This window comes from Streptomyces griseoviridis (genome assembly GCF_005222485.1).
Classification (GTDB): Bacteria; Actinomycetota; Actinomycetes; order Streptomycetales; family Streptomycetaceae; genus Streptomyces; species Streptomyces hintoniae.
Genome location: NZ_CP029078.1, coordinates 4,525,025 through 4,547,140 on the forward strand (window position 1 = coordinate 4,525,025; position 22,116 = coordinate 4,547,140).

Consider the following 22,116-nt stretch of genomic DNA (forward strand, 5'->3'; position numbering starts at 1 on the left):
GTGGCCTCCTACGCCGTGACCAGGTAAGAGAAGACGGATTCGAGGGACTCGTCGGACGGCGACACCGTGAGCAGCCGGATGCCGTGGTCCTTGGCCACCCGGGGCAGCAGCGCGGTGAAGCGGCCGAAGTCGACGGCCTGGACGCGCAGCGCGCCCTCCGCGAGGTCGACCTCGATGCCGGCCGTCGACGGGTCGGCGATCAGCGCGGCGGCCAGCGCCCGGTCGTCGCTGGAACGCACCAGGTAGCGGTGCGGCCGGTCGGTCATCAGGCGGCGGATCTTGCGGAAGTCGCCGCTGGCCGCGTGCCGTCCGGCGACCATGACCTCGATGTGCCAGGCGAGTTGCTCGACCTCTTCGAGGATGTGCGACGAGAACAGCACGGTGCGGCCCTCGTCGCCCATCCGCCGCAGCAGTTCCATGAGCTGCATGCGCTGGCGCGGGTCCATGCCGTTGAAGGGCTCGTCGAGCAGCAGCAGCGACGGCTCGTGGACCAGGGCGCTGGCCATCTTCACGCGCTGGCGCATGCCCTTGGAGTACGTGGAGATCTTGCGGTCCTGCGCGTGCTCCATCTCGACGGTCGCGAGCGCCCGCTGGGCCTCCTTGTCGCCGAGGCCGTGGAGTTCGGCGTTGGCGACGACGAACTCGCGTCCGGTGAGGAAGTCGTACATCGCCTCGCGTTCGGGGACGACGCCGATGTGCCGGTAGATCTGCTCGTTGCGCCAGACCTGCCGGCCGTCGAGGGTGACGGAGCCGGTGGAGGGGGCGAGGAAGCCGCCCATCATGTTGAGGAGGGTGGACTTCCCGGCGCCGTTGGGGCCGAGCAGTCCGGTGACGCCGGGTCCGACGGTCATGGTGACGTCGTTGACGGCGACCACGTTGCCGAACCAGCGGGAGACGTGGTCGATGGAGAGGGTGGTCACAGTCCGACCTTCCGGTAGCGGCGCATCAGGAGGCCGTAGCAGGCGGCGATGAGGCCCAGCACGGCCAGGACGTAGACGACGCCCTCACCGTGGCTCGGGCCCACCCCGCCGGGGAACGACGAGGTCGCGCCGAGGAAGGCGGACTGGAGGCCGTCGATGAGGGTGACGGGCGAGAAGAGGCCGATCCAGGGCACGGCGCCGGCGGCGTCCTGGCCGTCGGCGATGGCCTGGAGGGTGGAGACGGCGCCGTAGGAGATCGTCATCACGGCGATGACGGCCGCGATGCCGAAGCCGCGGCGCGGTGTCACCGACGCGATGACCAGGCCGATGCCGGCGAACAGGAGGGAGAGCAGTGTCACGGAGACCAGTCCCTGGCCGAGTCCCTTGGTCTGGTCGGCGAAGTCGAGTTTGGCCAGCAGCGCGCCCACGTAGAGGACGAGCAGCGGCATCGCGGTGAGGACGAACAGCGCGGAGGCCAGCGCCGCGTACTTCGCGCGCACGTAGTCCGCGGTCTCGATCGGCCGCGAGAAGTACAGCGGCACGGTCTTGAAGCGCAGGTCGCGGGAGACGGACTGGGGTGCCTGCGAGGCGATGTACAGGCTGATCACGGCCTGGAGGAAGATCGCGTACCGGGTGTAGTCGACCGGCAGCTCCTTCAGCTTGGTGGCGACGGTGACGGCGACCATGATGGCCGCGGGCACGCACATCACCACGAACAGCAGCATCGGCAGCACCTTGGACTTCGCGGAGCGGCCGAGGCCGTAGGCGCCGCGCAGGGACTGCGAGTACAGCGACCGGGTGGCGTAGGCGCGGCCCAGGCGGGGGCCGTCGTAGCTGCGGTAGCCGATGTTGTGGATGCGGGTCTGGTCACCCTGGGCCGGTACCGGTGCGTGCGTGGGCTGCTCAACCGCCATGGCCGACCGCCTCCTTCGACTGCTCGTCGCTGTCCCGGAAGACCTCCGCGATGTGGTGCCTGCGCTGCTCCATGCGCACCAGGCCGAGACCGAGGTCCGCGACGACGTCGCGCACCAGGTCGTACGTCTCCTCGCCCGGCGCGGTGAGCAGCAGGATGTGCCCGGCGCCCGGCAGGCCGCTGTTGTCGTGGGTGTCGACCCCGCGCGCGTGGAGCGCGTCCCGCACCGCCTGGGTGCCGTCCGGGTGGTCGTCGGTGTCGGTGACCTCGATCGCGAGGGTGGTGGTGATCTGCGTGAAGTCCGTGGTGGAGCTGGAGCGCAGGAGTTTCCCGCCGTCGACGACGATGACGTGGTCGCAGGTGCGTTCCAACTCGCCCAGCAGGTGCGAGGTGACCAGCACGGAGATGCCGAAGTCGGTGTGGATGCGGCGGATGAGGCCGAGCATCTCGTCGCGGCCGACCGGGTCGAGGCCGTTGGTCGGCTCGTCGAGGAAGACCAGCTGCGGGTCGTGGACCAGGGCCTGGGCCAGTTTCACGCGCTGCTTCATGCCCGTCGAGTAGCCGCCGATGGGCCGGTAGCGCTCCTCGTAGAGGCCGACATGGCGCAGCGTGTCGGCGGTGCGCTCGCGGGCCGCGGTCGGCGGCAGTCCGGACATCCGGGCCATGTGCACGACGAACTCGGTGGCCGAGACGTCGGGCGGCAGGCAGTCGTGCTCGGGCATGTAGCCGACCCGCTCGCGGATGGCGGCACCCTTGCTGGCGACGTCGAGACCGAGCACTTCGGCGCGGCCCTCCGTGGCGGGGGACAGACCCAGCAGGATCTTGATCAATGTGGACTTGCCGGCTCCGTTGGCTCCGACGAGCCCGGTCACACCGGGTCCGACGTCCACGGAGAGCCGGTCAAGCGCGGTCACCCGGGGGAACCGCTTGCTCAGGCTTTCGGTCGCGATCACAGTCACGTGGTCGACGGTAGTGACGGGCGCCACCCCGGTCGTCCCCCCGGAGGGCCGTCTTCGTCTCACACCTCAGATGTACGGGGACCCCTAGGGACCCCTTCCTGAGAGTTATCCACAGGCCAAAACCGCGCTATTGACGCCACCTCCAACAACTGTCACATTCACCGGTGTCACGTTACTGACACGTAGGGCCGACGACGATCCGCCGCACCCGCGGCGCTGGGCGGAGGAGAAGTGACGGTGCTGAGAGGCGCGCGGGAGCGCTGGGTGCGGACGGGCGGCATCGAGCTGTGCGTGGCGGAGCTGGGCGAGCCGGGGCGTCCCGTGGTCGTGCTGGTGCACGGCTATCCGGACAGCAAGGAGGTCTGGTCGGAGGTGGCCGCGCGGCTGGCCGACCGCTTCCATGTGGTGCTGTACGACGTCCGGGGCCACGGCCGCTCCTCCGCGCCGAAGCCGCTGCGCGGCGGGTTCACCCTGGAGAAGCTGACGGACGACTTCCTGGCGGTGGCCGACGCGGTCAGCCCGGACCGTCCGGTGCACCTGGTGGGGCACGACTGGGGCTCGGTGCAGTCCTGGGAGTTCGTCACCGTCGAGCGCACCCGGGGCCGGATCGCGTCCTTCACCTCGATGTCGGGTCCGTCCCTCGACCACTTCGGGCACTGGATCGACCGGCGGCTGCGCAAGCCGACCCCGCGCCGGGTCGGCCAACTCCTCAACCAGGGCGCCAAGTCCTGGTACGTGTACCTGCTGCACACGCCCACGCTGCCCGAGCTGGCCTGGCGCGGCCCCCTCGGCAAGCGGTGGCCCGGCATCCTGGAGCGCGTCGAGAAGGTGCCCGGCGGCGCCTACCCGACCTCCTCGCTGCCCGAGGACGCGGCGCACGGCGCCTGGCTGTACCGGGACAACGTCCGCGCCCGGCTGCGCAGGCCCCGCGCCGACGCCTACGCGCACGCGCCCGTGCAGCTCATCACGCCCCTGGGGGACGCGTTCCTGTCCGAGCGCCTCTACGACGAACTGGAGCAGTGGGCACCGGGGGTGGTCCGCCGCACCCTGCCGGCCAAGCACTGGGTGCCGCGCACCCGGCCCGACCAGGTGTCCGCGTGGATCGCGGAGTTCGTCACCTCGGTGGACAACGGCCGCCCCGGGACGCGGCCCACCGGGAAGCACGCCGAGCGGTTCGGCGGCCGGCTGGTGCTGGTGACCGGCGCGGGCAGCGGCATCGGGCGGGCCACCGCGGTCGCGTTCGCGGAGGCGGGCGCGCGCGTGGTCGCCGTCGACCGGGACGCTGAGTCCGCCGCCCGCACCGCCGAGCTGTCCCGGCTGGTCGGCGCCGGGGCGGCCTGGGCGGAGACCGTGGACGTCTCCGACGAGCAGGCCATGGAGAAGCTCGCCGAGAAGGTCCGCGCCGAGTACGGCGTGGTGGACGTGCTGGTGAACAACGCGGGGATCGGCCTCTCCGGTTCCTTCCTCGACACCAGCGCGGAGGACTGGCGGAAGGTCCTCGACGTCAATCTGTGGGGCGTCATCCACGGCTGCCGCCTCTTCGGGAGGCAGATGGCCGAGCGCGGGCAGGGCGGCCACATCGTCAACACCGCGTCGGCGGCGGCGTTCCAGCCGTCCAGGCTGCTGCCCGCGTACAGCACCTCCAAGGCGGCGGTCCTGATGCTCAGCGAGTGCCTGCGCGCGGAGCTGGCGGGGCGGGGCATCGGCGTCAGCGCGATCTGCCCGGGTCTGGTCAACACCAACATCACCGCCACCACCCGGTTCGCCGGTGTGGACGCGGCGGAGGAGAAGCGGCGCCAGAAGCGCTCGACGCGGCTGTACGGGCTGCGCAACTACCCGCCGGAGAAGGTCGCCGAGGCGATCATGCGGGCGGTGGTGCGCGACGAGGCGGTCGTGCCGGTGACCCCGGAGGCACGCGTCTCGAAGCTGATGGCGCGCTTCACACCGGGTGTGCTGCGGGCGATCGCGAGGCTGGAACCACCGCTGTGAACAGCCCTCCAGGGGAGCGCGAGTCCGCGACCACCGCCGGGGGCGGCCTTCCAGGGGCACGCGGCACCGGAACCACCGCCGGGAGCGGCCCCGCCGGCGGTCGCGGGAGTGGAACCACCGACGGGAGCGGCGAAGTCGGGCGGCCCGTCGACGCGCCGCTCCGCCCCGGGCCCGTCTACCGGATCGAGGACCTGGCCCGTCTCGGCGGGGCCTCGGTGCGTACCGTCCGCGCCTACCAGGACCGCGGCCTGCTCCCCCGTCCCGAGCGGCGGGGCCGCGCCAACGTCTACACCGACGCGCATCTCGCGCGGCTCGGGCAGATCGGTGATCTGCTCGAACGCGGCTACACCCTGGCGTCCATCAAGGAGTTGCTGGCGGCGTGGGACACCGGCCGGGGGCTCGGCGGGGTGCTGGGCCTGGTGGCCGAGGTCGAAGGACCGTGGAGCGACGAGCGGGCGGGACGGATCTCCCGGGCCGAACTGGTCGAGCGGTTCGGCGGGTCCCCCGACGACGCCGCGGTGGCCGACGCCGTCGAGCTGGGCATCCTGGAGCCGGTCGCCGGCGACCCGGACTCCTTCCTGGTGCCCAGTCCCCAAGAGCTGTCCGTGGCGGTCGAGTTGCACGGCGCGGGGGTGCCGCTGTCCGCGATCACAGGCCATCTGCGGGAGTTGAGAGGGCAGGTCGAGCACATCGCCTCCCGTTTCGTGGAGTTCACCGCCGAGCACGTGTTCGCCCGCTACCTGGCCGGAACGCACCGCCCGACCGACGCCGAGACCGCCGAGGCGGCCTCCCTGGTCCGCCGGCTGCGCCCGCTCGCACAGCACACGGTCGACGCCGAACTGGCGCGGGCGATGCGCCTGTTGGCGGTCAGACAGCTACGTGGGCGGCTCGGCGGCGGGGAGGAGCAGCCGGAGGGTTCCGAGGCCCGTTCGGTGGCGGTGCCCGCCGGGACAATGCGGGCCGTGGAGGCGCTCGTCGGCCGGGAGCAGGCCGCCGAGTTCATCGCGCTCGCCGCCGAACGCGAGGTGCGGGCGCGCGCGTTGGACCGGCTCACCGCAACTCACGCCAGAACAGATGATCTTGACGAAATCCCCTGAATCGACCGGCCAGTTGTCCACAGTTTCGTCAATTCCTCTGTGGATAACCGCACTTGGCTGTGGATCAAACCTCCGAAGCAAAATCGATCGCGTGACGCCCGTCTCTCCCGCCACCCTGGTGGCCATGGACGAGAGACGCACCGTGAAGGTGTCGAAGTACCTGTCGAAGCACCTGCGGCACCAGCCGGAACGGATCGGGCTCACGCTCGACGAGGGCGGCTGGGTCGAGATCGACGCGCTCCTCGCGGCGGCGACGGCACACGGGTTCCACATCACCCGGGACGACCTCGACCACGTCGTCGAGGCGAACGACAAGAAGCGCTTCGCCGTCGAGGGCACCCGCGTCCGCGCCAGCCAGGGCCACAGCGTCGAGGTCGACCTCGGGCTCGCCCCGGCGACCCCGCCGCCGTACCTCTACCACGGCACCGTGGGCCGGCACCTGGACGCGATCCGGGCCGAGGGGCTGCGGCCGATGAACCGGCACGACGTCCACCTCTCACCCGACCGCGAGACGGCGACCCGGGTGGGCGCCCGCCGCGGCCGTCCCGTGGTGCTCCCCGTGGACGCGGGCGCCATGCACCGCGACGACCATGTCTTCCGGGTCAGCGCCAATGGCGTCTGGCTCACCCAGGCCGTTCCCCCGCACTACCTGCGGTTTCCCGCCTCGCACTGACCGTCGTGACCGTCGAGGGGTGGAGGGCGGTGCCGGGGGTAGGGGTCCGGGGCGCGGTGGCTGTTTCACGTGAAACACGTCCGGCCGCATAGTCTCGGACCATGAGCCTGCGTCTGAGCACCGTGATCCTCCCGTACCGCCGCTGGCAGGAGGGATCCCGAGCGGCCTGGCAGCGCGCGGAGCAGCTCGGTTTCCACACCGGCTACACCTACGACCATCTCTCCTGGCGCACCTTCCGGGACGGCCCCTGGTTCGGTGCCGTGCCGACGCTGACCGCCGCCGCGGCCGTCACCGAGCGACTGCGCCTGGGCACGCTGGTGACCTCGCCGAACTTCCGCCACCCGGTGACCCTCGCCAAGGAGCTGATCTCCCTGGACGACATCTCCGGCGGCCGCGTCACCCTCGGCATCGGGGCGGGCGGGACCGGCTTCGACGCCACCGTGCTCGGCCAGGACCCCTGGACCCCGCGGGAGCGGGCCGACCGGTTCGCCGAGTTCGTGCCGCTCCTCGACCGGCTGCTGACCGAGGACTCGGTGACGTACACGGGCGACCACTACGCGGCGGACGAGGCCCGGAACATCCCCGGCTGCGTGCAGCGGCCCCGGCTGCCCTTCGCGGTGGCGGCGACCGGGCCGCGCGGGATGCGGCTCGCCGCCCGGTACGGGCAGGCGTGGGTGACCACCGGGGACCCCAAGCTGTACGAGGACGGCACGCCCGAGGAGTCGGATCAGGCCATTCGCGGGCAGATCGAGAGGCTCGCCGACGCGTGCGCCGAGATCGGGCGGGACGCGGCCGAGCAGGAGCGGATCCTGCTCACCGGGTTCACCCCGGACCGCGCCAGGCCGCTGGAGTCGGTCGACGCGTTCGTGGACTTCGCCGGGCGTCAGCGGGAGCTGGGGATCACCGAGATCGTCGTCCACTGGCCCATCCCCGACTCGGACTTCGCCACCGACGAGAAGGTCTTCGAGCGGATCGCCGAGGAGGCCCCGGCACAGCTCGGCTGAGGCCGGGCGGTGCATGTCACCGGGTCACCGGGTCGCTGACTCCCAGGGCCACCAGGTCGCCGGCGGGCCGGTGCGGTGGCGGGCCAAGGGCTTCGCCGAGGTCGGGAATCACTCACCTGTGCGGGCTCCCGCACGGTCGTGCGGGGATATGCGGGAGAATGACCGGGTGACCTCAGCGACTCGACAGCCCGAGAGCCCCGCCGCCGCCCTGCCGCCGCGGCTGATCGCCACCGATCTGGACGGCACCCTGCTGCGGGACGACAAGTCGGTCTCCCCGCGCACGGTCGCCGCCCTCGCCGCCGCCGAGGAGGCGGGCATCGAGGTCTTCTTCGTCACCGGCCGCCCCGCCCGCTGGATGGACGTCGTCAGCGACCACGTCCACGGGCACGGCCTGGCGATCTGCGGCAACGGCGCCGCCGTCGTCGACCTGCACGGCGGACCCGGCGCCCACCGCTTCGTGAAGGTGCGCGAGCTGGCCAGGGACAACGCCCTGGACGCCGTCCGGCTGCTGCGGGACGCGGCGCCCGGCACCGTCTACGCCGTGGAGCAGACCTACGGCTTCTACCAGGAGCCCGCGTACCCGAAGATGCACCTGGAGGTCCCCGACACCCTCGCCCCGGCCGAGGAGCTGCTCGCGCCGGACGCGCCCGGGGCCGATGAGCCGGTGCTGAAGATCCTCGCCTTCCACCCGACGCTCGACCCGGACGGCTTCCTCGCCCTGGCCCGCCTCGCCATCGGCGACCGCGCCAACGTCACCCGTTCGAGCCCCAGCGCCCTGCTGGAGATCAGCGGCCCCGGCGTCTCCAAGGCCAGCACCCTCGCCCTCAGCTGCGCCGAGCGCGGCATCTCGCACAGCGAGGTCGTCGCCTTCGGGGACATGCCGAACGATGTCGAGATGCTGACCTGGGCCGGCCGTTCGTACGCGATGGGCAACGCCCACCCCGACGTGATCGCCGCCGCCTCGGGCCGGACCGTCGCCAACAACGAGGACGGCGTGGCCGTGGTCATCGAGCGGATGCTCGCCGAACGCGCCTGACGGCGGCTCATCCGCGCTCGGCGCCGGGCTGTCCGAGCGGCACCCCGCGCTCCTCGAGCCACGGCACCGGGTCCACCGCGGAGCCGTACTCAGGGGTGGACCGCACCTCGAAGTGCAGATGCGGTCCCGTGGAGTTGCCGGTGGTGCCCGACTGGCCGATCCACTGCCCGGCGGCGACCCGCTCGCCCTCGTCGACGGTGACGGCGGCGAGGTGCGCGTACTGCGTGCAGGAGCCGCCCTCGTGCCGGACGACGACCTCGATCCCGAAGGCGCCCCCGCAGGACACCCGCACCACCCGGCCCGCGCCGACCGCCCGCACCGGCGTCCCGATCGGCACCGCGAAGTCCTGCCCGGTGTGCCGCCTCGCCCACCGGGCACCGCCGCTGCCGAACCCCGCCGACAGGTCGTAGGACTCCACCGGCGCCACCCACCCGCCCGTGGACCGGGTCCCGGGCTGGTCGAGCCTGACCGCGCCCCGGCAGGCACCGGCCGCCACCGACGCGTCGGCCCTGCTCTGCAACTGGTCGCGGGCCGCGTCGAGTTCGCGGCGGACCGTCTCCTGCCGCCCCCGGTCGTCGTGGCGCGCGGCCACGGCGGACTCCGCGTAGAGCCGGGCCACCCGCGCGCTGACGTCCGAGCCGCCGCCTCCCGCGTCGCCGTCGCCTGGGCGGGCCGCGAGGACCACACACGCGCAGATCAGGACCGGAACGAGCAGCGGGTAACGGCGAGATGAGCGCATGTCAGCGATCCTGACCCGGCCCCGCGCACCGGTCCTGTTCAAGGGGTGCGCCCGGGGGACACGTTGCTGCGGACGGGTCACGGCGGGCCCCTCGACCTCCCGCTCAGTACGGTGCCTGCCACACCACCGTCGTGCCACCGCCGTCGCCCGGCCCGTACCCGCTCTCGCCACCGAGGGACTCCGCGCGCCGGCGAAGGTTCTCCAGGCCGCTGCGCCGGCCGCCCTCCGGGATGCCGACGCCGTCGTCCACGACCGTCAGCCGCACACCGGGGCGCCCGTCGGGCAGCGTCACGCCCGCGTCGACGACGACCTCGGCGCGGGAGGCACCGGCGTGCCGGAAGACGTTGGAGAGGGCCTCGCGCAGCGCGGCGATGAGGTTCTTTCCGGTGAGATCGCCGACGGCGGTGTCGAGCGGCCCGGCGAAACGGTGGCCCGGCGTGAAGCCGAGCGGCACCGCGGCGGTGGTGATCTCCCGAAGCACCCGGTCGCGCAGCCCCGACGGCGCCTCGGCAGGCCCCTGTTGGAGCGCGAAGATCGCGGTGCGGATCTCCTGGATGGTGATGTCCAGCTCCCCGACGGCCCGGCCGACCCCGTCGCGCACCTCGGGCGCCACCGCCCCGCGCTGGGCGCGCTCCAGCATCAGCCCGGTGCCGAACAACCGCTGGATCACCAGGTCGTGCAGGTCACGGGCGATCCGGTCGCGGTCCTCGAACACCGCGAGCCGCTCCCGGTCCCGTTGCGCCTCCGCCATCATCAGCGCCAGCGCCGCCTGCGAGGCGAACTGCGTCCCGAGCGTGCGCTCCGCCGCCGTGAACGGGCGCTGCCCGCGCGCTCTCGGGGTGACGAGACCGCCCAGGACCCGGCCGCCGCTGCACAGCGGCAACAGCATCATCGGACCGTACCCGCGGGCCGGTCCTGTCCTGGTGCGCGGGTCGGCGGCCGGGTCGTCCACGAACACGGCCCGTCCCGCGAGGAGTTCGGAGACGAACCCGTTGTCGGGCGGCACCACGGTGCCCAGGGTGCCCGCGGGCCGCTCGCCCGCCACCGCGACGATCTCCAGGCCGCCCTCGGCCGCGGGCAGCACCACGATCCCGGCCGCGGCCCGGGACAGCCTGCGGGTCTGCTCGGCGACGACCTGGAGCGCCTCGTCCGCGTCCCCGCCGGAGAGCAGGGCGGTGGTGACGGCGACCGAGCCGTCGATCCACCGCTCGCGCTGCTGGGCGGCCTCGTAGAGCCGGGCGTTGCCGACGGCGATCCCGGCCTCGGCGGCGAGCACCCGCACCAGGTCGAGATCGTCGTCGTCGAACGGCTCACCGCCGCGTTTCTCCGCCAGGTACAGGTTGCCGAAGACCTCGCCCTGGACGCGCACGGGCAGGCCGAGGAAGGTGCCCATCGGGGGGTGGTGGGCGGGGAAGCCGCAGGACCGCGGGTCCCCCGCGAGGTCGTCGAGCCGGACCGGCTCCGGGTCCCGGATCAGGGCGCCGAGCAGGCCCCTGCGGCCGTCGGGCAGCCGCCCGATCCGCCGGGCGGTGTCCGGGTCGACGCCGTGGTGGACGAAGTCGCCGAGTCCGTCGCCGTCCTCGTCGACGACGCCGATGGCCGCGTACCGGGCGCCGGTCAGCTGCGCCGCCGTCGCGCAGATCCGCTCCAGCGTGGCGTGCAGTTCGAGCCCGCTGCCGACGGACCGCATCGCGTCCAGCAACCGCGGCAACCGCCCGGCCGCTCCGGCGGCCGACGCCCCGGACGGCGGAACGGGCGACGACCCGGACGGCGGCCCAGCCGGAGGCCCGGACGGCGGCCCGGACGGCGGGGGCGGAGACGGGGGCGGGTCCGGGGACATGACCTGAGCCTAGTAACTCCCCTTTGCCCCGGAAAGTCGGGCGCCTGCCGCTCGCTACCCGGCCGCGACCAGCAGCTCCGTCTCCGCCTCCCGCTCGGCCATCGCCCGCAGCGGCCCCGGTACGGCGGCCAGCTCCCGGTAGGTGCCGCGCTGCGCGACCCGCCCCCGGTCCAGGACGACGACCTCGTCCACCGCGTCGAGTCCGGCCAGCCGGTGGGTGATGAGCAAGGTCGTGCGGCCCTCGGTCGCGGCCAGCAGATCGGCGGTGAGGGCGTCGGCGGTCGGCAGGTCGAGGTGTTCGGCGGGCTCGTCGAGGACCAGCACGGGGAAGTCGGCGAGCAGCGCGCGGGCCAGCGCCAGCCGCTGCCGCTGGCCGCCCGACAGCCGGGCCCCGTGCTCGCCGATCAGCGTGTCGAGGCCGTCGGGCAGCCCGTCGGCCCAGTCGAGCAGCCGGGCCCGGCCGAGCGCGTGACGGAGTTCGTCCTCGGTGGCGTCCTTCCTGGCGAGCAGCAGGTTCTCCCGGACCGAGCTGTCGAAGAGGTGCGCGTCCTGTGCGCACAGCCCCACCAGCCGCCGCACGTCGTCCCCTTCGAGCCCGTACGCGTCGACGCCGGCCAGCGTGTAGGAGCCGGCGCGGGCGTCGAGGAACCGCAGCAGCGTCTGCGCCAGCGTCGTCTTGCCCGAGCCGGACGGCCCGACCACGGCGATCCTGCGGCCCTGCTCCAGGGTGAGGTCGAGGCCCGTGAGGGCGTCCCGGTGCTGCCCGGTGTGGCGGGCGGCGAGGCCCTTGAGGACCAGCGGGAACGGTGTCGCGGGCGCCTGCCTGGGCCGCTGCGGCTCCCGCACCGGGTCGGGCGCGTCCAGAACCTCGTTGACGCGCTCCGCGCTCCTGCGCACCCGCTGCCGGTACTGCACGGCGAGCGGCAGTCCGAGGACGGCCTCGAAGGCGGCCAGCGGGGTGAGGACGACGACGGCCAGGGCGACGCCGTCGAGCCGGCCGGCCGCGACGCCCTGGGCGCCGACGAGGGCGGTGGCGGCGACCGTCAGACCGGAGATCAGGGCGGTGAGCCCGTCGCCGAGGGCGGTGGCGGTGGCGGCGCGTGAGGCGATCCCGGTGAGCGTGCGGTCGGCCCGCCGCGTCTCGGCGGTCCGGGCGGGCAGGACGCCCGCGACGGTCAACTCGGCGGTGCCGGTGAGCAGATCGGTCACCCGGGTGGCCAGGAGACCGCGGGCGGGGGCCAGCCGCCGCTCGGCGCGGCGGGAGACGGCGCCGGTGAGCACCGGCACCCCGGCACCGGCCGCCAGCAGTCCGACGGCGAGGACGGCACCGGCCTCGGGCAGCAGCCAGGCGGTGAAGCCGACGGCGGCGGCGGAGACGGCCACCGCGGCGCCGGCCGGCAGCAGCCAGCGCAGCCAGTAGTCCTGGAGGGCGTCCACGTCGGCGACGAGCCGGGACAGCAGGTCGCCCCTGCGGGTGCGGCGCAGTCCGGCGGGCGCGAGGCGTTCGAGGCGCCGGTAGACGGCGACCCGGGTGTCGGCCAGCATCCGCAGCACCGCGTCGTGGGAGACGAGCCGCTCCGCGTACCGGAAGACGGCCCGCCCGATCCCGAAGGCACGCGTGGCCGTCACGGCGACCATCAGATAGAGCACGGGCGGCTGTTGCGAGGCCCGTGAGATCAGCCACCCGGAGGTGGCCATGAGCCCGACGGCGCTGCCGAGCGCGAGCGCGCCGAGCAGGAGGGCGAGGGCCAGCCGTCCCTTGCGGGGTCCCGACATGGCACGCACCCGGGCGAGGACCCGGCGGGGAGCGGCGCCGGGCGCGACACCGCCGGGACCGCCGGAATCCCCAGAACCCGCAGAACCCCCAGAATCCGCAGCGGGCTCGGCGTCCGCCGCGGGCCCGGAGAACAGCGCCTCGATGTCGTCGCCACACCGCGCGTCGATGTCCCGGCCACCTCGCGCGTCGACGTCACGGCCACCCCGCGTCGCGTCCCTGGCGGCGGCCCGTGTGCTGTCTCCGCGCCCCGCCCGCTCAGCGGGTGCCCGGCTCGCGGCCGTTCCGCGCGTGTCCGTGCCGGGTTCCCGGCTCCCAGCCGTCCCGCGCGCCCCCGTGCCGGTCCCCGGTCCGTCCGGTCCGGGGACCGCGGCCGTGCCTGCCGACCGGGTCACCGCATCGGCCGACGCTTCCGTCCCGGTGACGGCCCGCACCGACGCCGTCGGCCCGGCGAGCGCGTCCACCGGACCGCTCGACCGGATGGCGGACTCCAGCGGCCCTTCCGCCCCGGCAGCCGCCCCCGCCGTTCCGTCATCGTGCGGCTCCGCCAGCCGTACCACCCGGTCCGCCGCGCTCAGCAGCGCGGGGCGGTGGACGACCAGCAGGACGGTCCTGCCCTCGGTCAGCCGCCGCACCGCCGCGACGACCTCCGCCTCGGTGGCGCCGTCGAGCGCCGCCGTCGGCTCGTCGAGCAGCAGGACCGGACGGTCCGCGAGGAACGCCCGTGCCAGCGCCAGCCGTTGCCGCTGCCCGGCGGAGAGTCCCGCGCCGTCCTCACCGAGCACGGTCCGCGCCCCCTCGGGCAGCGCGTCGACGAACTCCACCGCCCCGGCGTCCATGAGCGCCCGTCGCAGGGCGGTGTCGTCGGCGTCGGGGCGGGCCAGCCGGACGTTGTCGGCGATGGACCCGGCGAACAGCTGGGGCCGCTGGGGCACCCAGGCGATCCGGGACCGCCACTGCTCCAGGTCGATGTCGGCGAGGTCGGTGCCGCCCGCGCTGACCCGCCCCTCGGTCGGGCGCACGAAGCCGAGCAGTACGTTGAGCAGCGTCGACTTGCCCACGCCGCTCGGTCCGACCAGCGCGACCGTCTCCCCCGGCGCCACCGTGAAGGACACGTCCGCGACGGCGTCCCTGGCCCGGCCCGGGTAGCGGACCGAGACGCCCTCGAAGGCCAGGGCGCCCGCGGGCACGGGAGCCGTCCCGGACACCGGGACGGGTGTCTCCAGGACGGCGAAGATCTCCTCGGCGGCGGCCAGCCCCTCGGCCGCCGCGTGGTACTGCGCGCCCACCTGGCGCAACGGCAGATACGCCTCGGGCGCGAGGACGAGGACGAGCAGGCCGATGTAGAGATCCATGTCGCCGTGGACGAGCCGCATGCCGATCGTGACGGCGACCAGCGCCACCGAGAGCGTCGCCAGCAGTTCCAGCGCGAAGGACGAGATGAAGGCGATCCGCAGGGTGCGCATCGTGGCCTGCCGGTACTCGCCGGTGATCCGCCGGATCGAGTCGGCCTGCGCCTTGGCCCGGCCGAACACCTTCAGGGTGGGCAGCCCCGCGACGACGTCCAGGAAGTGCCCGGAGAGCCGGGACAGCAGCCGCCACTGACGGTCCATCCGGGACTGGGTGGCCCAGCCGATCAGCACCATGAAGACGGGGATGAGCGGGAGGGTGCCCACGATGATCGCGGCGGAGACCCAGTCCTCGGTGACGATCCTGGCCAGCACCGCCACCGGGACGACCACCGCGAGGCCCAACTGCGGCAGATAGCGGGAGAAGTAGTCGTCGAGGGCGTCGATCCCGCGGGTGGCGAGGGCGACGAGCGATCCGGTGCGCTGGCCGCTCAGCCAGCCGGGACCCAGCTGGACGGCCCGTTCCAGCAGCCGTCCCCGCAGCTCCGACTTGACCTCCGCGCTGGCCCGGTGGGCGGCGAGTTCGGTGAGCCAGGAGACCAGGGCGCGGCCACCGGCGACGGCCGCCAACAGCAGCAGGGGAGTGCGCAGTTCACCGACGGACAGGCCGTGCTGGAAGGCGCCGACCACCACTTCGGCGATGAGCATCGCCTGCGCGATGACCAGCCCGGCTCCGACGGCTCCCAGAGCGACCACGGCCAGCAGGAAGCGGCGGGTCGCACGGGCGTGGCGCAACAGACGCGGATCGATCGGTTTCACGTGAAACATGCCCTTCGGGCCGAGAGGGGTGTTTCACGTGAAACATCGCGTCGCACGCGAAACGCCCCTCTTCCAGACTCAGTGCGCGGCTTCGGCGGCGATGTGCTGCGTGCCGATCCGCTTGCGGAACACCCAGTAGGTCCAGCTCTGGTAGAGCAGCACGATCGGTGTGGCGATCCCCGCGCACCAGGTCATGATCTTCAGGGTGTACGGGCTCGACGAGGCGTTGGTGACCGTGAGGCTCCACTCCGCGTTGAGCGACGACGGCATGACGTCCGGGAAGAGCGTCAGGAACAGCATCGCCACGGCGGCCACGATGGTGACGCCGGACAGTGCGAACGACCAGCCCTCCCGGCCGATCTGGTTGGCCGCCAGCGCGGCGACCAGTGCGGCCACGGCGACCACGAGCGCGACGAGGCTCGCGCCGTCACCGCCGTGGATCTGTGTCCAGACCAGGAAGACCACCGCCAGCAGGGCGGTGACGAGACCGACCTTGAGCGCCAGCTTCCGCGCCCGCTCCCGGATGTCCCCGACCGTTTTGAGGGCCGTGAACACCGTGCCGTGGAAGGTGAACAGCGTCAGGGTCACCAGCCCGCCCAGCAGGGCGTACGGGTTGAGCAGGTCCCAGACGTTGCCGACGTACTCGAAGTTCCGGTCGATCTTCACGCCCCGGACGATGTTGCCGAAGGCCACCCCCCACAGGAACGCGGGGAGCAGGGAGGTCCAGAAGATCGCGGTCTCCCAGTTGCGCTGCCACGTGTCCTCGGGCCGCTTGGCCCGGTACTCGAAGGCGACACCGCGCACGATCAGGCAGACCAGGATGACGAGCAGGGGCAGGTAGAAGCCGGAGAAGAGGGTGGCGTACCACTCGGGGAAGGCGGCGAAGGTCGCGCCGCCCGCGGTGAGCAGCCACACCTCGTTGCCGTCCCAGACGGGCCCGATCGTGTTGATCAGGACCCGCTTCTCCAGCCGGTCGCGGGCCAGCAGCTTGGTGAGGACGCCGACCCCGAAGTCGAACCCCTCCAGGAAGAAGTAGCCGGTCCACAGGACGGCGATGAGAACGAACCAGACATCGTGTAGGTGCATGACGTGATCTCCCTGGGCCTAGTACGAGAAGGCCATCGGCTTGTCGGCGTCCCGGGAGTCGCCGCCGATCTTCGTGGGCGGGTTGAGGTCGGCCTCGGTCAGCTCGGGCGGGCCGGCCTTGATGTACTTCACCAGCAGCTTGACCTCGATGACCGCGAGGACGGCGTAGAGGGCGGTGAAGACGATCATCGAGGTGAGGATCTCGCCCTGGGAGACGCCGGGGGAGACGGCGTGCCGGGTCTCCAGGACGCCGTAGACGACCCAGGGCTGGCGGCCCATCTCGGTGAAGATCCAGCCCCAGGAGTTGGCGATCAGCGGGAAGCCCAGGGTCCAGATGGCGACCAGCCAGTACAGCTTGGAGAGTTTCGGGCTGAGGGCCTTGTTGCGGAACAGCACCAGACGCGGCACCTCGTCCTCGCCGACCCGCAGATGCTGGGGCAGCAGGAACTTCTTGCGGGTCAGCCAGAGTCCGAGCAGGCCGATGGCGAAGGACGCCATGCCGAAGCCGATCATCCAGCGGAACGCCCAGAACGTGACCGGGATGATGGGCCGGTAGTCGCCGGGTCCGTACTTCGCCTGCTCGGCCTTGTTGGTGTCGTTGATGCCGGGCACGTACGAGCTGAAGTCGTCGTTGGCGAGGAACGACAGTATGCCGGGGATGGACAGCTCGACGCTGTTGTGGCCCTTGCTGACGTCGCCGTAGGCGAAGATCGAGAACGGCGCGGCGTCCTGGCCGTCCCACAGGGCCTCGGCGGCGGCCATCTTCATCGGCTGCTGCTTGAACATGACCTTGCCGAGGGTGTCGCCGCTGACCGCGGTGAGCAGTCCAGCGACGACCACGGTCACCAGGCCGAGCCGCAGCGAGGTCTTCATCACCCGGATGTCCTTCTTGCGGAACAGGTGGAAGGCCGCGATGCCGACCATGAACGCCCCGCCGGTCAGGAAGGACGCGGTGAGCGTGTGGAAGGCCTGGGCCAGCGCGGTGTTCTGGGTGAGGACCTGCCAGAAGTCGGTCAGCTCGGCGCGGCCCTTGGCCTCGTTGATCCGGTAGCCGACGGGGTGCTGCATCCAGGAGTTGGCCGCGAGGATGAAGTACGCCGACAGGATCGTGCCGATCGAGACCATCCAGATGCAGGCCAGATGGATCTTCTTGGGCAGCTTGTCCCAGCCGAAGATCCACAGTCCGATGAAGGTGGACTCGAAGAAGAAGGCGATCAGCGCCTCGAAGGCGAGCGGAGCGCCGAAGATGTCGCCGACGAAGCGGGAGTAGTCGGACCAGTTCATGCCGAACTGGAACTCCTGCACGATGCCGGTGACCACGCCCATGGCGATGTTGATCAGGAAGAGCTTCCCCCAGAACTTGGTGGCTCGGAGGTACTTCTCGTTCTCCGTGCGCACCCATGCGGTCTGCAACCCGGCCGTGAGGGCGGCGAGCGAGATCGTCAGGGGGACGAACAGGAAGTGGTAGACGGTGGTGATACCGAACTGCCATCGCGCCAGGGTCTCCGGCGCCAGAGCCATTTCCACGTCGTCAGTCTCCTTACGTCGCCGTGGTCAGCGGCAGTTTGCCCCTCTTGTCACGCACATCACGGGAGCAACCGGGACACGCTTGTGAACGCGTTCACATTCACAAGCCATTATGACCTACCGATTTTCGCCACCGCGCAGGGGGGTCCCACGGGACGGTGCGGAGGCCTGACCGGGGCTTCCCCGGGACCGTGCGGGGGCCTGACCGGGGGTCCCACGGGGGCGCGGGAGCCTGACCGGGGTTCCACGAGGTCGGGCAGGAGCCTCACGGCCGGGGCAGCGTCTCGCGGACACGGCCCCGGAGACACGAAAATCGCGAGGCGGCTCAAGGGCCGCCTCGCGATGTCCGGTACCGCGCCAGAGGTGCCGGCGCCCCAGTGGGCCCGGCAGCCCCGGGCTAGATCTCCTTGCGGAACTCCGCCGCCGCCTTCAGGAAGATGTCGTTCGCCTCGGTCTCCCCGACCGTCACCCGCACGCCCTCCCCGGCGAACGGGCGGACCACCACGCCGTGCCGCTCGCACACCTCCGCGAAGGCGGCCGTGCGCTCCCCCAGCCGCAGCCAGACGAAGTTGGCCTGGGTCTCGGGCACCGTCCAGCCCTGGGCCCGCAGCCCGTCCACCACCCGGGTGCGCTCGCCCACCAGGGAGCCGACCCGGCCGAGGAGCGCGTCCTCGGCGCGCAGCGAGGCGATGGCCGCCTCCTGTGCGATCTGGCTCACACCGAAGGGCACCGCCGTCTTGCGCAGCGCCGCCGCCACCGGCTCATGGGCGATCGCGAAGCCGACCCGCAGCCCGGCGAGCCCGTACGCCTTGGAGAAGGTGCGCAGGACGCAGACGTTGGGCCGGTCCCGGTACAGCTCCACGCCGTCCGGCACCTCGGCGTCCCGGATGAACTCCCGGTACGCCTCGTCGAGGACCACCAGCACATCGCCCGGCACCCGGTCGAGGAATCGTTCCAGCTCGGCCCGGCGCACCACCGTGCCGGTCGGGTTGTTGGGGTTGCAGACGAAGATCAGCCGGGTCCTGTCGGTGATGGCGTCGGCCATCGCGTCCAGGTCGTGCGTCTCGCCCTCGGTCAGCGGCACCCGGACCGACGTCGCGCCGCTGATCTGCGTGATGATCGGGTACGCCTCGAAGGAGCGCCAGGCGTAGACGACCTCGTCGCCCGGTCCCGAGGTCGCCTGGAGCAGCTGCTGGGCGACGCCGACCGAGCCGGTGCCGGTGGCCAGATGGGCGGCGGGGACGCCGAAGCGGTCGGACAGCTCGGCGGTCAGGCCGGCGCAGGCCATGTCCGGGTAGCGGTTGAAGGACGCGGCCGCCGCCGTCACACTCTCCATCACGCCGGGCAGCGGCGGGTAGGGGTTCTCGTTGGAGGACAGCTTGTAGGCCACCGGGCCGCCGGCCGCCGCGGGCCTGCCCGGCCTGTAGGTGGGGATGCCCTCCATCTCGGCGCGCAGCTTGGGGCTCGTCTCGCTCACCGCAGTCCTCCTCGCGACCACCGGCGGACGTCAGTACCGCCGGCTACCAATGCTCCTCACCTTATGAGGATTCGACGCGTCTGCGAACAGCCGGGCACCGACCTGGTCCGTCACACCCGCATCACGGGCATCGCCGTACGAAGAGGCATGAAACGAGGGGCGCAGCCACATATATCTATGCGCCGGTGGCTCGCGCCGTGGCGCGCATCACCCGTGCAGGTGAGTTGAGACCTCTTCGAAACATCGGACAGTTGGCAGGCTCATGCGTGCCGACGAGTCACGTAGCATTATTGAACCGGCCAACTACCTGTGCTTCACAGGCAGTTGACCCAAAATGACCATGCAGAAACGTGCCTGTCAACGCGTGCATATGCGTCCGCCCTACCCGGCCGCATGAGCCCTACTATCGGCTCGCCATGACAGCAGCAGGGAAGCACCAGGTGAGCCGCGCGGAAACCTCACGTCGAGGCAGCCGGCCGGGTCGGGCGGGCATCAGAGACGTCGCCGCCGCCGCCGGAGTCTCCATCACGACCGTCTCCGATGCCCTCAACGGCAAGGGCCGGCTCCCGGACGCCACCCGGCGCCACGTCCGCGAGGTCGCCGACCGGCTGGGCTACCGCCCGTCGGCCGCCGCCCGCACGCTCCGCACGGGCAAGTCGGGACTGATCGGCCTGACCGTGACGACCTACGGGGATGAACCTTTCACCTTCACCGAGTTCGCGTACTTCGCCGAGATGGCGCGCGCCGCGACCTCGGCAGCGCTGGCGCGCGGCTACGCGCTCGTCATCCTGCCCGCGACCTCGCGCCACGACGTCTGGTCGAACGTCGCCCTGGACGGCACGGTCGTCATCGACCCCTCCGACCAGGACCCCGTCGTCAGCGAACTGGTCAGACAGGGCTTACCCGTGGTCTCCGACGGGCGCCCGGCCGGCGCGCTCCCGGTGACCGCCTGGGTCGACAACGACCACGAGGCCGCCGTCCTCGGCATCCTCGACCACCTGGCCGCCGCCGGCGCCCGCCGCATCGGCCTGCTGACCGGGACCACCACGGACACGTACACCCACCTGTCGACCACGGCGTACCTGCGCTGGTGCGAACGTGTCGGCCAGGACCCCGTCTACGAGGCGTACCCGGCACACGACCCGTGCGCGGGCGCGGTGGCCGCCGACCGGCTGCTCGCCCGGCCCGACCGTCCGGACGCCGTCTACGGGCTGTTCGACCCCAACGGCACCGATCTGCTCGCCGCGGCGCGCCGCTACGGCCTGCGGGTACCTGAGGACCTGCTGCTGGTCTGCTGCAGCGAGTCGACCGTGTACGCCGCCACCGAACCGCCCATCACCACGCTCTCCCTCAAGCCGCGCCGCATCGGCACGGCGGTGGTTCAGCTCCTCATCGACGCCATCGAGGGGGTCGAATCGGACCAGCCGGTCGAGCAGGTGATACCGACCGAACTGATCGTGCGCACCTCGTCCCAGCGGCGTCCGCCGCGCACGACCGTCAGCCCGCCGCGTTCGCCCGAGGGCGCGTAGCGACACCCCCACGGGGGCGCGACGTGGGGGCGGGAGGCGGGCGACAGCCGGTCGAAGCCCGCCCCAATCGGGGCGAAAGCCACGCCTCGGTGGACTCTCGCTCCGATTCACCACCCCTGGGTCGTCACATGGCGCGATCGGCATTCCTATGATGGGCGCACGACACCGCGGGCCGCTGCGACCAGGCAGTCCGAAGCGGTGCAGACGCGGCGGGATGGTGGAGGGGTCTGATGACTCAGGGGGCCGGTCAGGGACCCGAGGTGGAGCGGACGGCGACGTTGCGCGACTTCCGGGTGCCTGCGTACGTCCATGAGACCGGTCCGTACGACCAGAGCACGCACCCCGGGGACGTCGTCCCACCGCACGAGCAGGGCTACCCCGACGGGTACACGCCCACCGAGCGGGACCTCCCCGTGATCCAGCGCGGTGACACGCTCCAGGTGTCCCTCGACCCGGACTCGGTGTCGGCGCCGCTCCCCGTCTCGGACGACGGCGCGGGCCCGCTGTACGTCGTCGGCGACGTCCACGGCTATCTCGACGAACTGCTCGCCGCGCTCGCCGAGAAGGGCCTCGTCGACGACGCGGGCCAGTGGTGCGCGGGCACCGCCAGGCTCTGGTTCCTCGGCGACTTCACCGACCGCGGCCCGGACGGCATCGGCGTCATCGACCTGGTGATGCGGCTGTCCGCCGAGGCGGCGGCCGCGGGCGGCTACTGCAAGGCCCTGATGGGCAACCACGAACTGCTGCTGCTCGGCGCCAAGCGGTTCGGCGACACCCCCGTCAACTCCGGTGCGGGCACCGCCACCTTCCAGGCGGGCTGGCTGCTCAACGGCGGCCAGAAGACCGACATGGACCGCCTCCAGGACCACCACCTCCAGTGGATGGCCCGCCTCGACGCCGTCGAGGAGGTCGACGGCTATCTGCTCGTCCACTCCGACACCACCGCCTACCTCGACTACGGCGACTCGATCGAGGCGGTCAACGACACCGTCCGCGAGACCCTCACCCGCAACGACGCCGACGAGTGCTGGGATCTCTTCCGCAAGTTCACCAAGCGCTTCTCCTTCCGTGACGAGGGCGGCGCGGACGCCGTCCGCTCGCTGTTGGATACGTACGGCGGCACCCGCGTCGTTCACGGCCACAGCCCCATTCCGTACCTGCTCGGCGAAGTGGGCTCCGAGGACGGCGAGGACGATTCGGGTCCCGTGGTCGACGGACCGCACGTCTACGCCGAAGGACTGGCCATCGCGATGGACGGTGGCGTGACCATGGCCGGAAAGCTGCTGGTCCAGCAACTGCCTCTGGAAAACTGAGCGTTCACCGGGCAGGCCGACCCGCGCGCTGAGGCCGCGCGGGACGGCGCAGGCCAGGGGCCAATTTCCGCA

The 22,116-nt window shown here is 72.2% G+C and carries 16 protein-coding genes; 7 read left to right on the forward strand and 9 right to left on the reverse strand.

Annotated features, from left to right (window positions below; all coding sequences use genetic code 11):
* Positions 1–8 precede the first annotated feature (8 nt).
* From DDJ31_RS19285 to DDJ31_RS19295, 3 genes are read right to left on the reverse strand one after another with little or no spacing between them, the layout of a single operon-like run.
* Positions 9–920: an ABC transporter ATP-binding protein gene (locus DDJ31_RS19285; protein ID WP_127179057.1), complete on the reverse strand. Its 912-nt coding sequence runs from the start codon at positions 918–920 to the stop codon at positions 9–11.
* On the reverse strand, positions 917–1,834 hold the full coding sequence (locus DDJ31_RS19290; RefSeq protein WP_127179056.1) for an ABC transporter permease subunit: 918 nt from the start codon (positions 1,832–1,834) through the stop codon (positions 917–919). The genes DDJ31_RS19285 and DDJ31_RS19290 overlap by 4 nt, the downstream gene beginning before the upstream one ends.
* A complete protein-coding gene (locus DDJ31_RS19295; RefSeq protein ID WP_127182707.1) occupies positions 1,824–2,786 on the reverse strand; it encodes an ABC transporter ATP-binding protein in 963 nt (320 codons plus the stop codon). Before DDJ31_RS19295 ends, DDJ31_RS19290 begins: the two co-directional genes overlap by 11 nt.
* A gap of 237 nt (positions 2,787–3,023) precedes the next feature.
* On the opposite strand from DDJ31_RS19295, the gene DDJ31_RS19300 reads away from it, so the two are divergent.
* The 5 genes from DDJ31_RS19300 to DDJ31_RS19320 all read left to right on the forward strand — a co-directional run bounded on the left by DDJ31_RS19300 (position 3,024) and on the right by DDJ31_RS19320 (position 8,591).
* Positions 3,024–4,781, forward strand: a complete 1,758-nt coding sequence (locus tag DDJ31_RS19300; protein WP_127179055.1) for an SDR family oxidoreductase — start codon at positions 3,024–3,026, stop codon at positions 4,779–4,781.
* A 182-nt stretch (positions 4,782–4,963) separates the two neighbouring features.
* Positions 4,964–5,878: a MerR family transcriptional regulator gene (locus tag DDJ31_RS19305; protein ID WP_127182706.1), complete on the forward strand. Its 915-nt coding sequence runs from the start codon at positions 4,964–4,966 to the stop codon at positions 5,876–5,878.
* 124 nt (positions 5,879–6,002) lie between these two features.
* Positions 6,003–6,551 carry an RNA 2'-phosphotransferase gene (locus tag DDJ31_RS19310; RefSeq protein ID WP_127182705.1) on the forward strand — a complete coding sequence of 183 codons (549 nt, stop codon included), beginning with the start codon at positions 6,003–6,005 and terminating at the stop codon, positions 6,549–6,551.
* A gap of 101 nt (positions 6,552–6,652) precedes the next feature.
* Complete coding sequence (locus DDJ31_RS19315; RefSeq protein WP_127179054.1) at positions 6,653–7,555, forward strand: LLM class flavin-dependent oxidoreductase; 903 nt, start codon at positions 6,653–6,655, stop codon at positions 7,553–7,555.
* A 148-nt stretch (positions 7,556–7,703) separates the two neighbouring features.
* Complete coding sequence (locus tag DDJ31_RS19320; RefSeq protein WP_171480854.1) at positions 7,704–8,591, forward strand: Cof-type HAD-IIB family hydrolase; 888 nt, start codon at positions 7,704–7,706, stop codon at positions 8,589–8,591.
* Between the two features lie 7 nt (positions 8,592–8,598).
* Here the strand turns inward: DDJ31_RS19320 and DDJ31_RS19325 are convergent, their stop codons facing one another.
* The 6 genes from DDJ31_RS19325 to hisC form a co-directional block, all read right to left on the reverse strand.
* The gene (locus tag DDJ31_RS19325) at positions 8,599–9,330 is read right to left on the reverse strand and encodes a M23 family metallopeptidase (RefSeq protein ID WP_127179053.1); all 732 of its coding nucleotides are present in this window, start codon (positions 9,328–9,330) and stop codon (positions 8,599–8,601) included.
* A gap of 103 nt (positions 9,331–9,433) precedes the next feature.
* A complete protein-coding gene (locus DDJ31_RS19330) occupies positions 9,434–11,170 on the reverse strand; it encodes a GAF domain-containing sensor histidine kinase (protein WP_127179052.1) in 1,737 nt (578 codons plus the stop codon).
* A gap of 54 nt (positions 11,171–11,224) precedes the next feature.
* The gene (gene cydD, locus DDJ31_RS19335; protein WP_127179051.1) at positions 11,225–15,112 is read right to left on the reverse strand and encodes a thiol reductant ABC exporter subunit CydD; all 3,888 of its coding nucleotides are present in this window, start codon (positions 15,110–15,112) and stop codon (positions 11,225–11,227) included.
* Positions 15,113–15,190: 78 nt separating this feature from the next.
* Complete coding sequence (gene cydB, locus DDJ31_RS19340) at positions 15,191–16,198, reverse strand: cytochrome d ubiquinol oxidase subunit II (protein WP_127179050.1); 1,008 nt, start codon at positions 16,196–16,198, stop codon at positions 15,191–15,193.
* Positions 16,199–16,216: 18 nt separating this feature from the next.
* Positions 16,217–17,725, reverse strand: a complete 1,509-nt coding sequence (locus DDJ31_RS19345; RefSeq protein WP_127179049.1) for a cytochrome ubiquinol oxidase subunit I — start codon at positions 17,723–17,725, stop codon at positions 16,217–16,219.
* Positions 17,726–18,122: 397 nt separating this feature from the next.
* Complete coding sequence (gene hisC / locus DDJ31_RS19350) at positions 18,123–19,202, reverse strand: histidinol-phosphate transaminase (protein WP_127179048.1); 1,080 nt, start codon at positions 19,200–19,202, stop codon at positions 18,123–18,125.
* A 416-nt stretch (positions 19,203–19,618) separates the two neighbouring features.
* Here hisC and DDJ31_RS19355 point away from each other — a divergent pair, with 416 nt between their 5' ends.
* Both DDJ31_RS19355 and DDJ31_RS19360 read left to right on the forward strand, forming a co-directional pair.
* Positions 19,619–20,731 (forward strand): LacI family DNA-binding transcriptional regulator, encoded by a 1,113-nt coding sequence (locus tag DDJ31_RS19355; RefSeq protein ID WP_127179047.1) that lies wholly within the window; start codon positions 19,619–19,621, stop codon positions 20,729–20,731.
* A gap of 230 nt (positions 20,732–20,961) precedes the next feature.
* A complete protein-coding gene (locus tag DDJ31_RS19360) occupies positions 20,962–22,044 on the forward strand; it encodes a metallophosphoesterase (RefSeq protein WP_127179046.1) in 1,083 nt (360 codons plus the stop codon).
* Positions 22,045–22,116: the final 72 nt, after the last annotated feature.

What these genes read in the sequence shown, in the direction of transcription:
- DDJ31_RS19290 (WP_127179056.1), bottom strand. Translation starts at nt 1,834, where the DNA reads ATGGCGGTTGAGCAGCCCACGCACGCACCGGTACCGGCCCAGGGTGAC.
- DDJ31_RS19310 (WP_127182705.1), top strand. Translation starts at nt 6,003, where the DNA reads ATGGACGAGAGACGCACCGTGAAGGTGTCGAAGTACCTGTCGAAGCAC.
- DDJ31_RS19315 (WP_127179054.1), top strand. Translation starts at nt 6,653, where the DNA reads ATGAGCCTGCGTCTGAGCACCGTGATCCTCCCGTACCGCCGCTGGCAG.
- DDJ31_RS19320 (WP_171480854.1), top strand. Translation starts at nt 7,704, where the DNA reads ATGCGGGAGAATGACCGGGTGACCTCAGCGACTCGACAGCCCGAGAGC.
- DDJ31_RS19325 (WP_127179053.1), bottom strand. Translation starts at nt 9,330, where the DNA reads ATGCGCTCATCTCGCCGTTACCCGCTGCTCGTTCCGGTCCTGATCTGC.
- DDJ31_RS19330 (WP_127179052.1), bottom strand. Translation starts at nt 11,170, where the DNA reads ATGTCCCCGGACCCGCCCCCGTCTCCGCCCCCGCCGTCCGGGCCGCCG.
- cydB (WP_127179050.1), bottom strand. Translation starts at nt 16,198, where the DNA reads ATGCACCTACACGATGTCTGGTTCGTTCTCATCGCCGTCCTGTGGACC.
- DDJ31_RS19355 (WP_127179047.1), top strand. Translation starts at nt 19,619, where the DNA reads ATGACAGCAGCAGGGAAGCACCAGGTGAGCCGCGCGGAAACCTCACGT.
- DDJ31_RS19360 (WP_127179046.1), top strand. Translation starts at nt 20,962, where the DNA reads ATGACTCAGGGGGCCGGTCAGGGACCCGAGGTGGAGCGGACGGCGACG.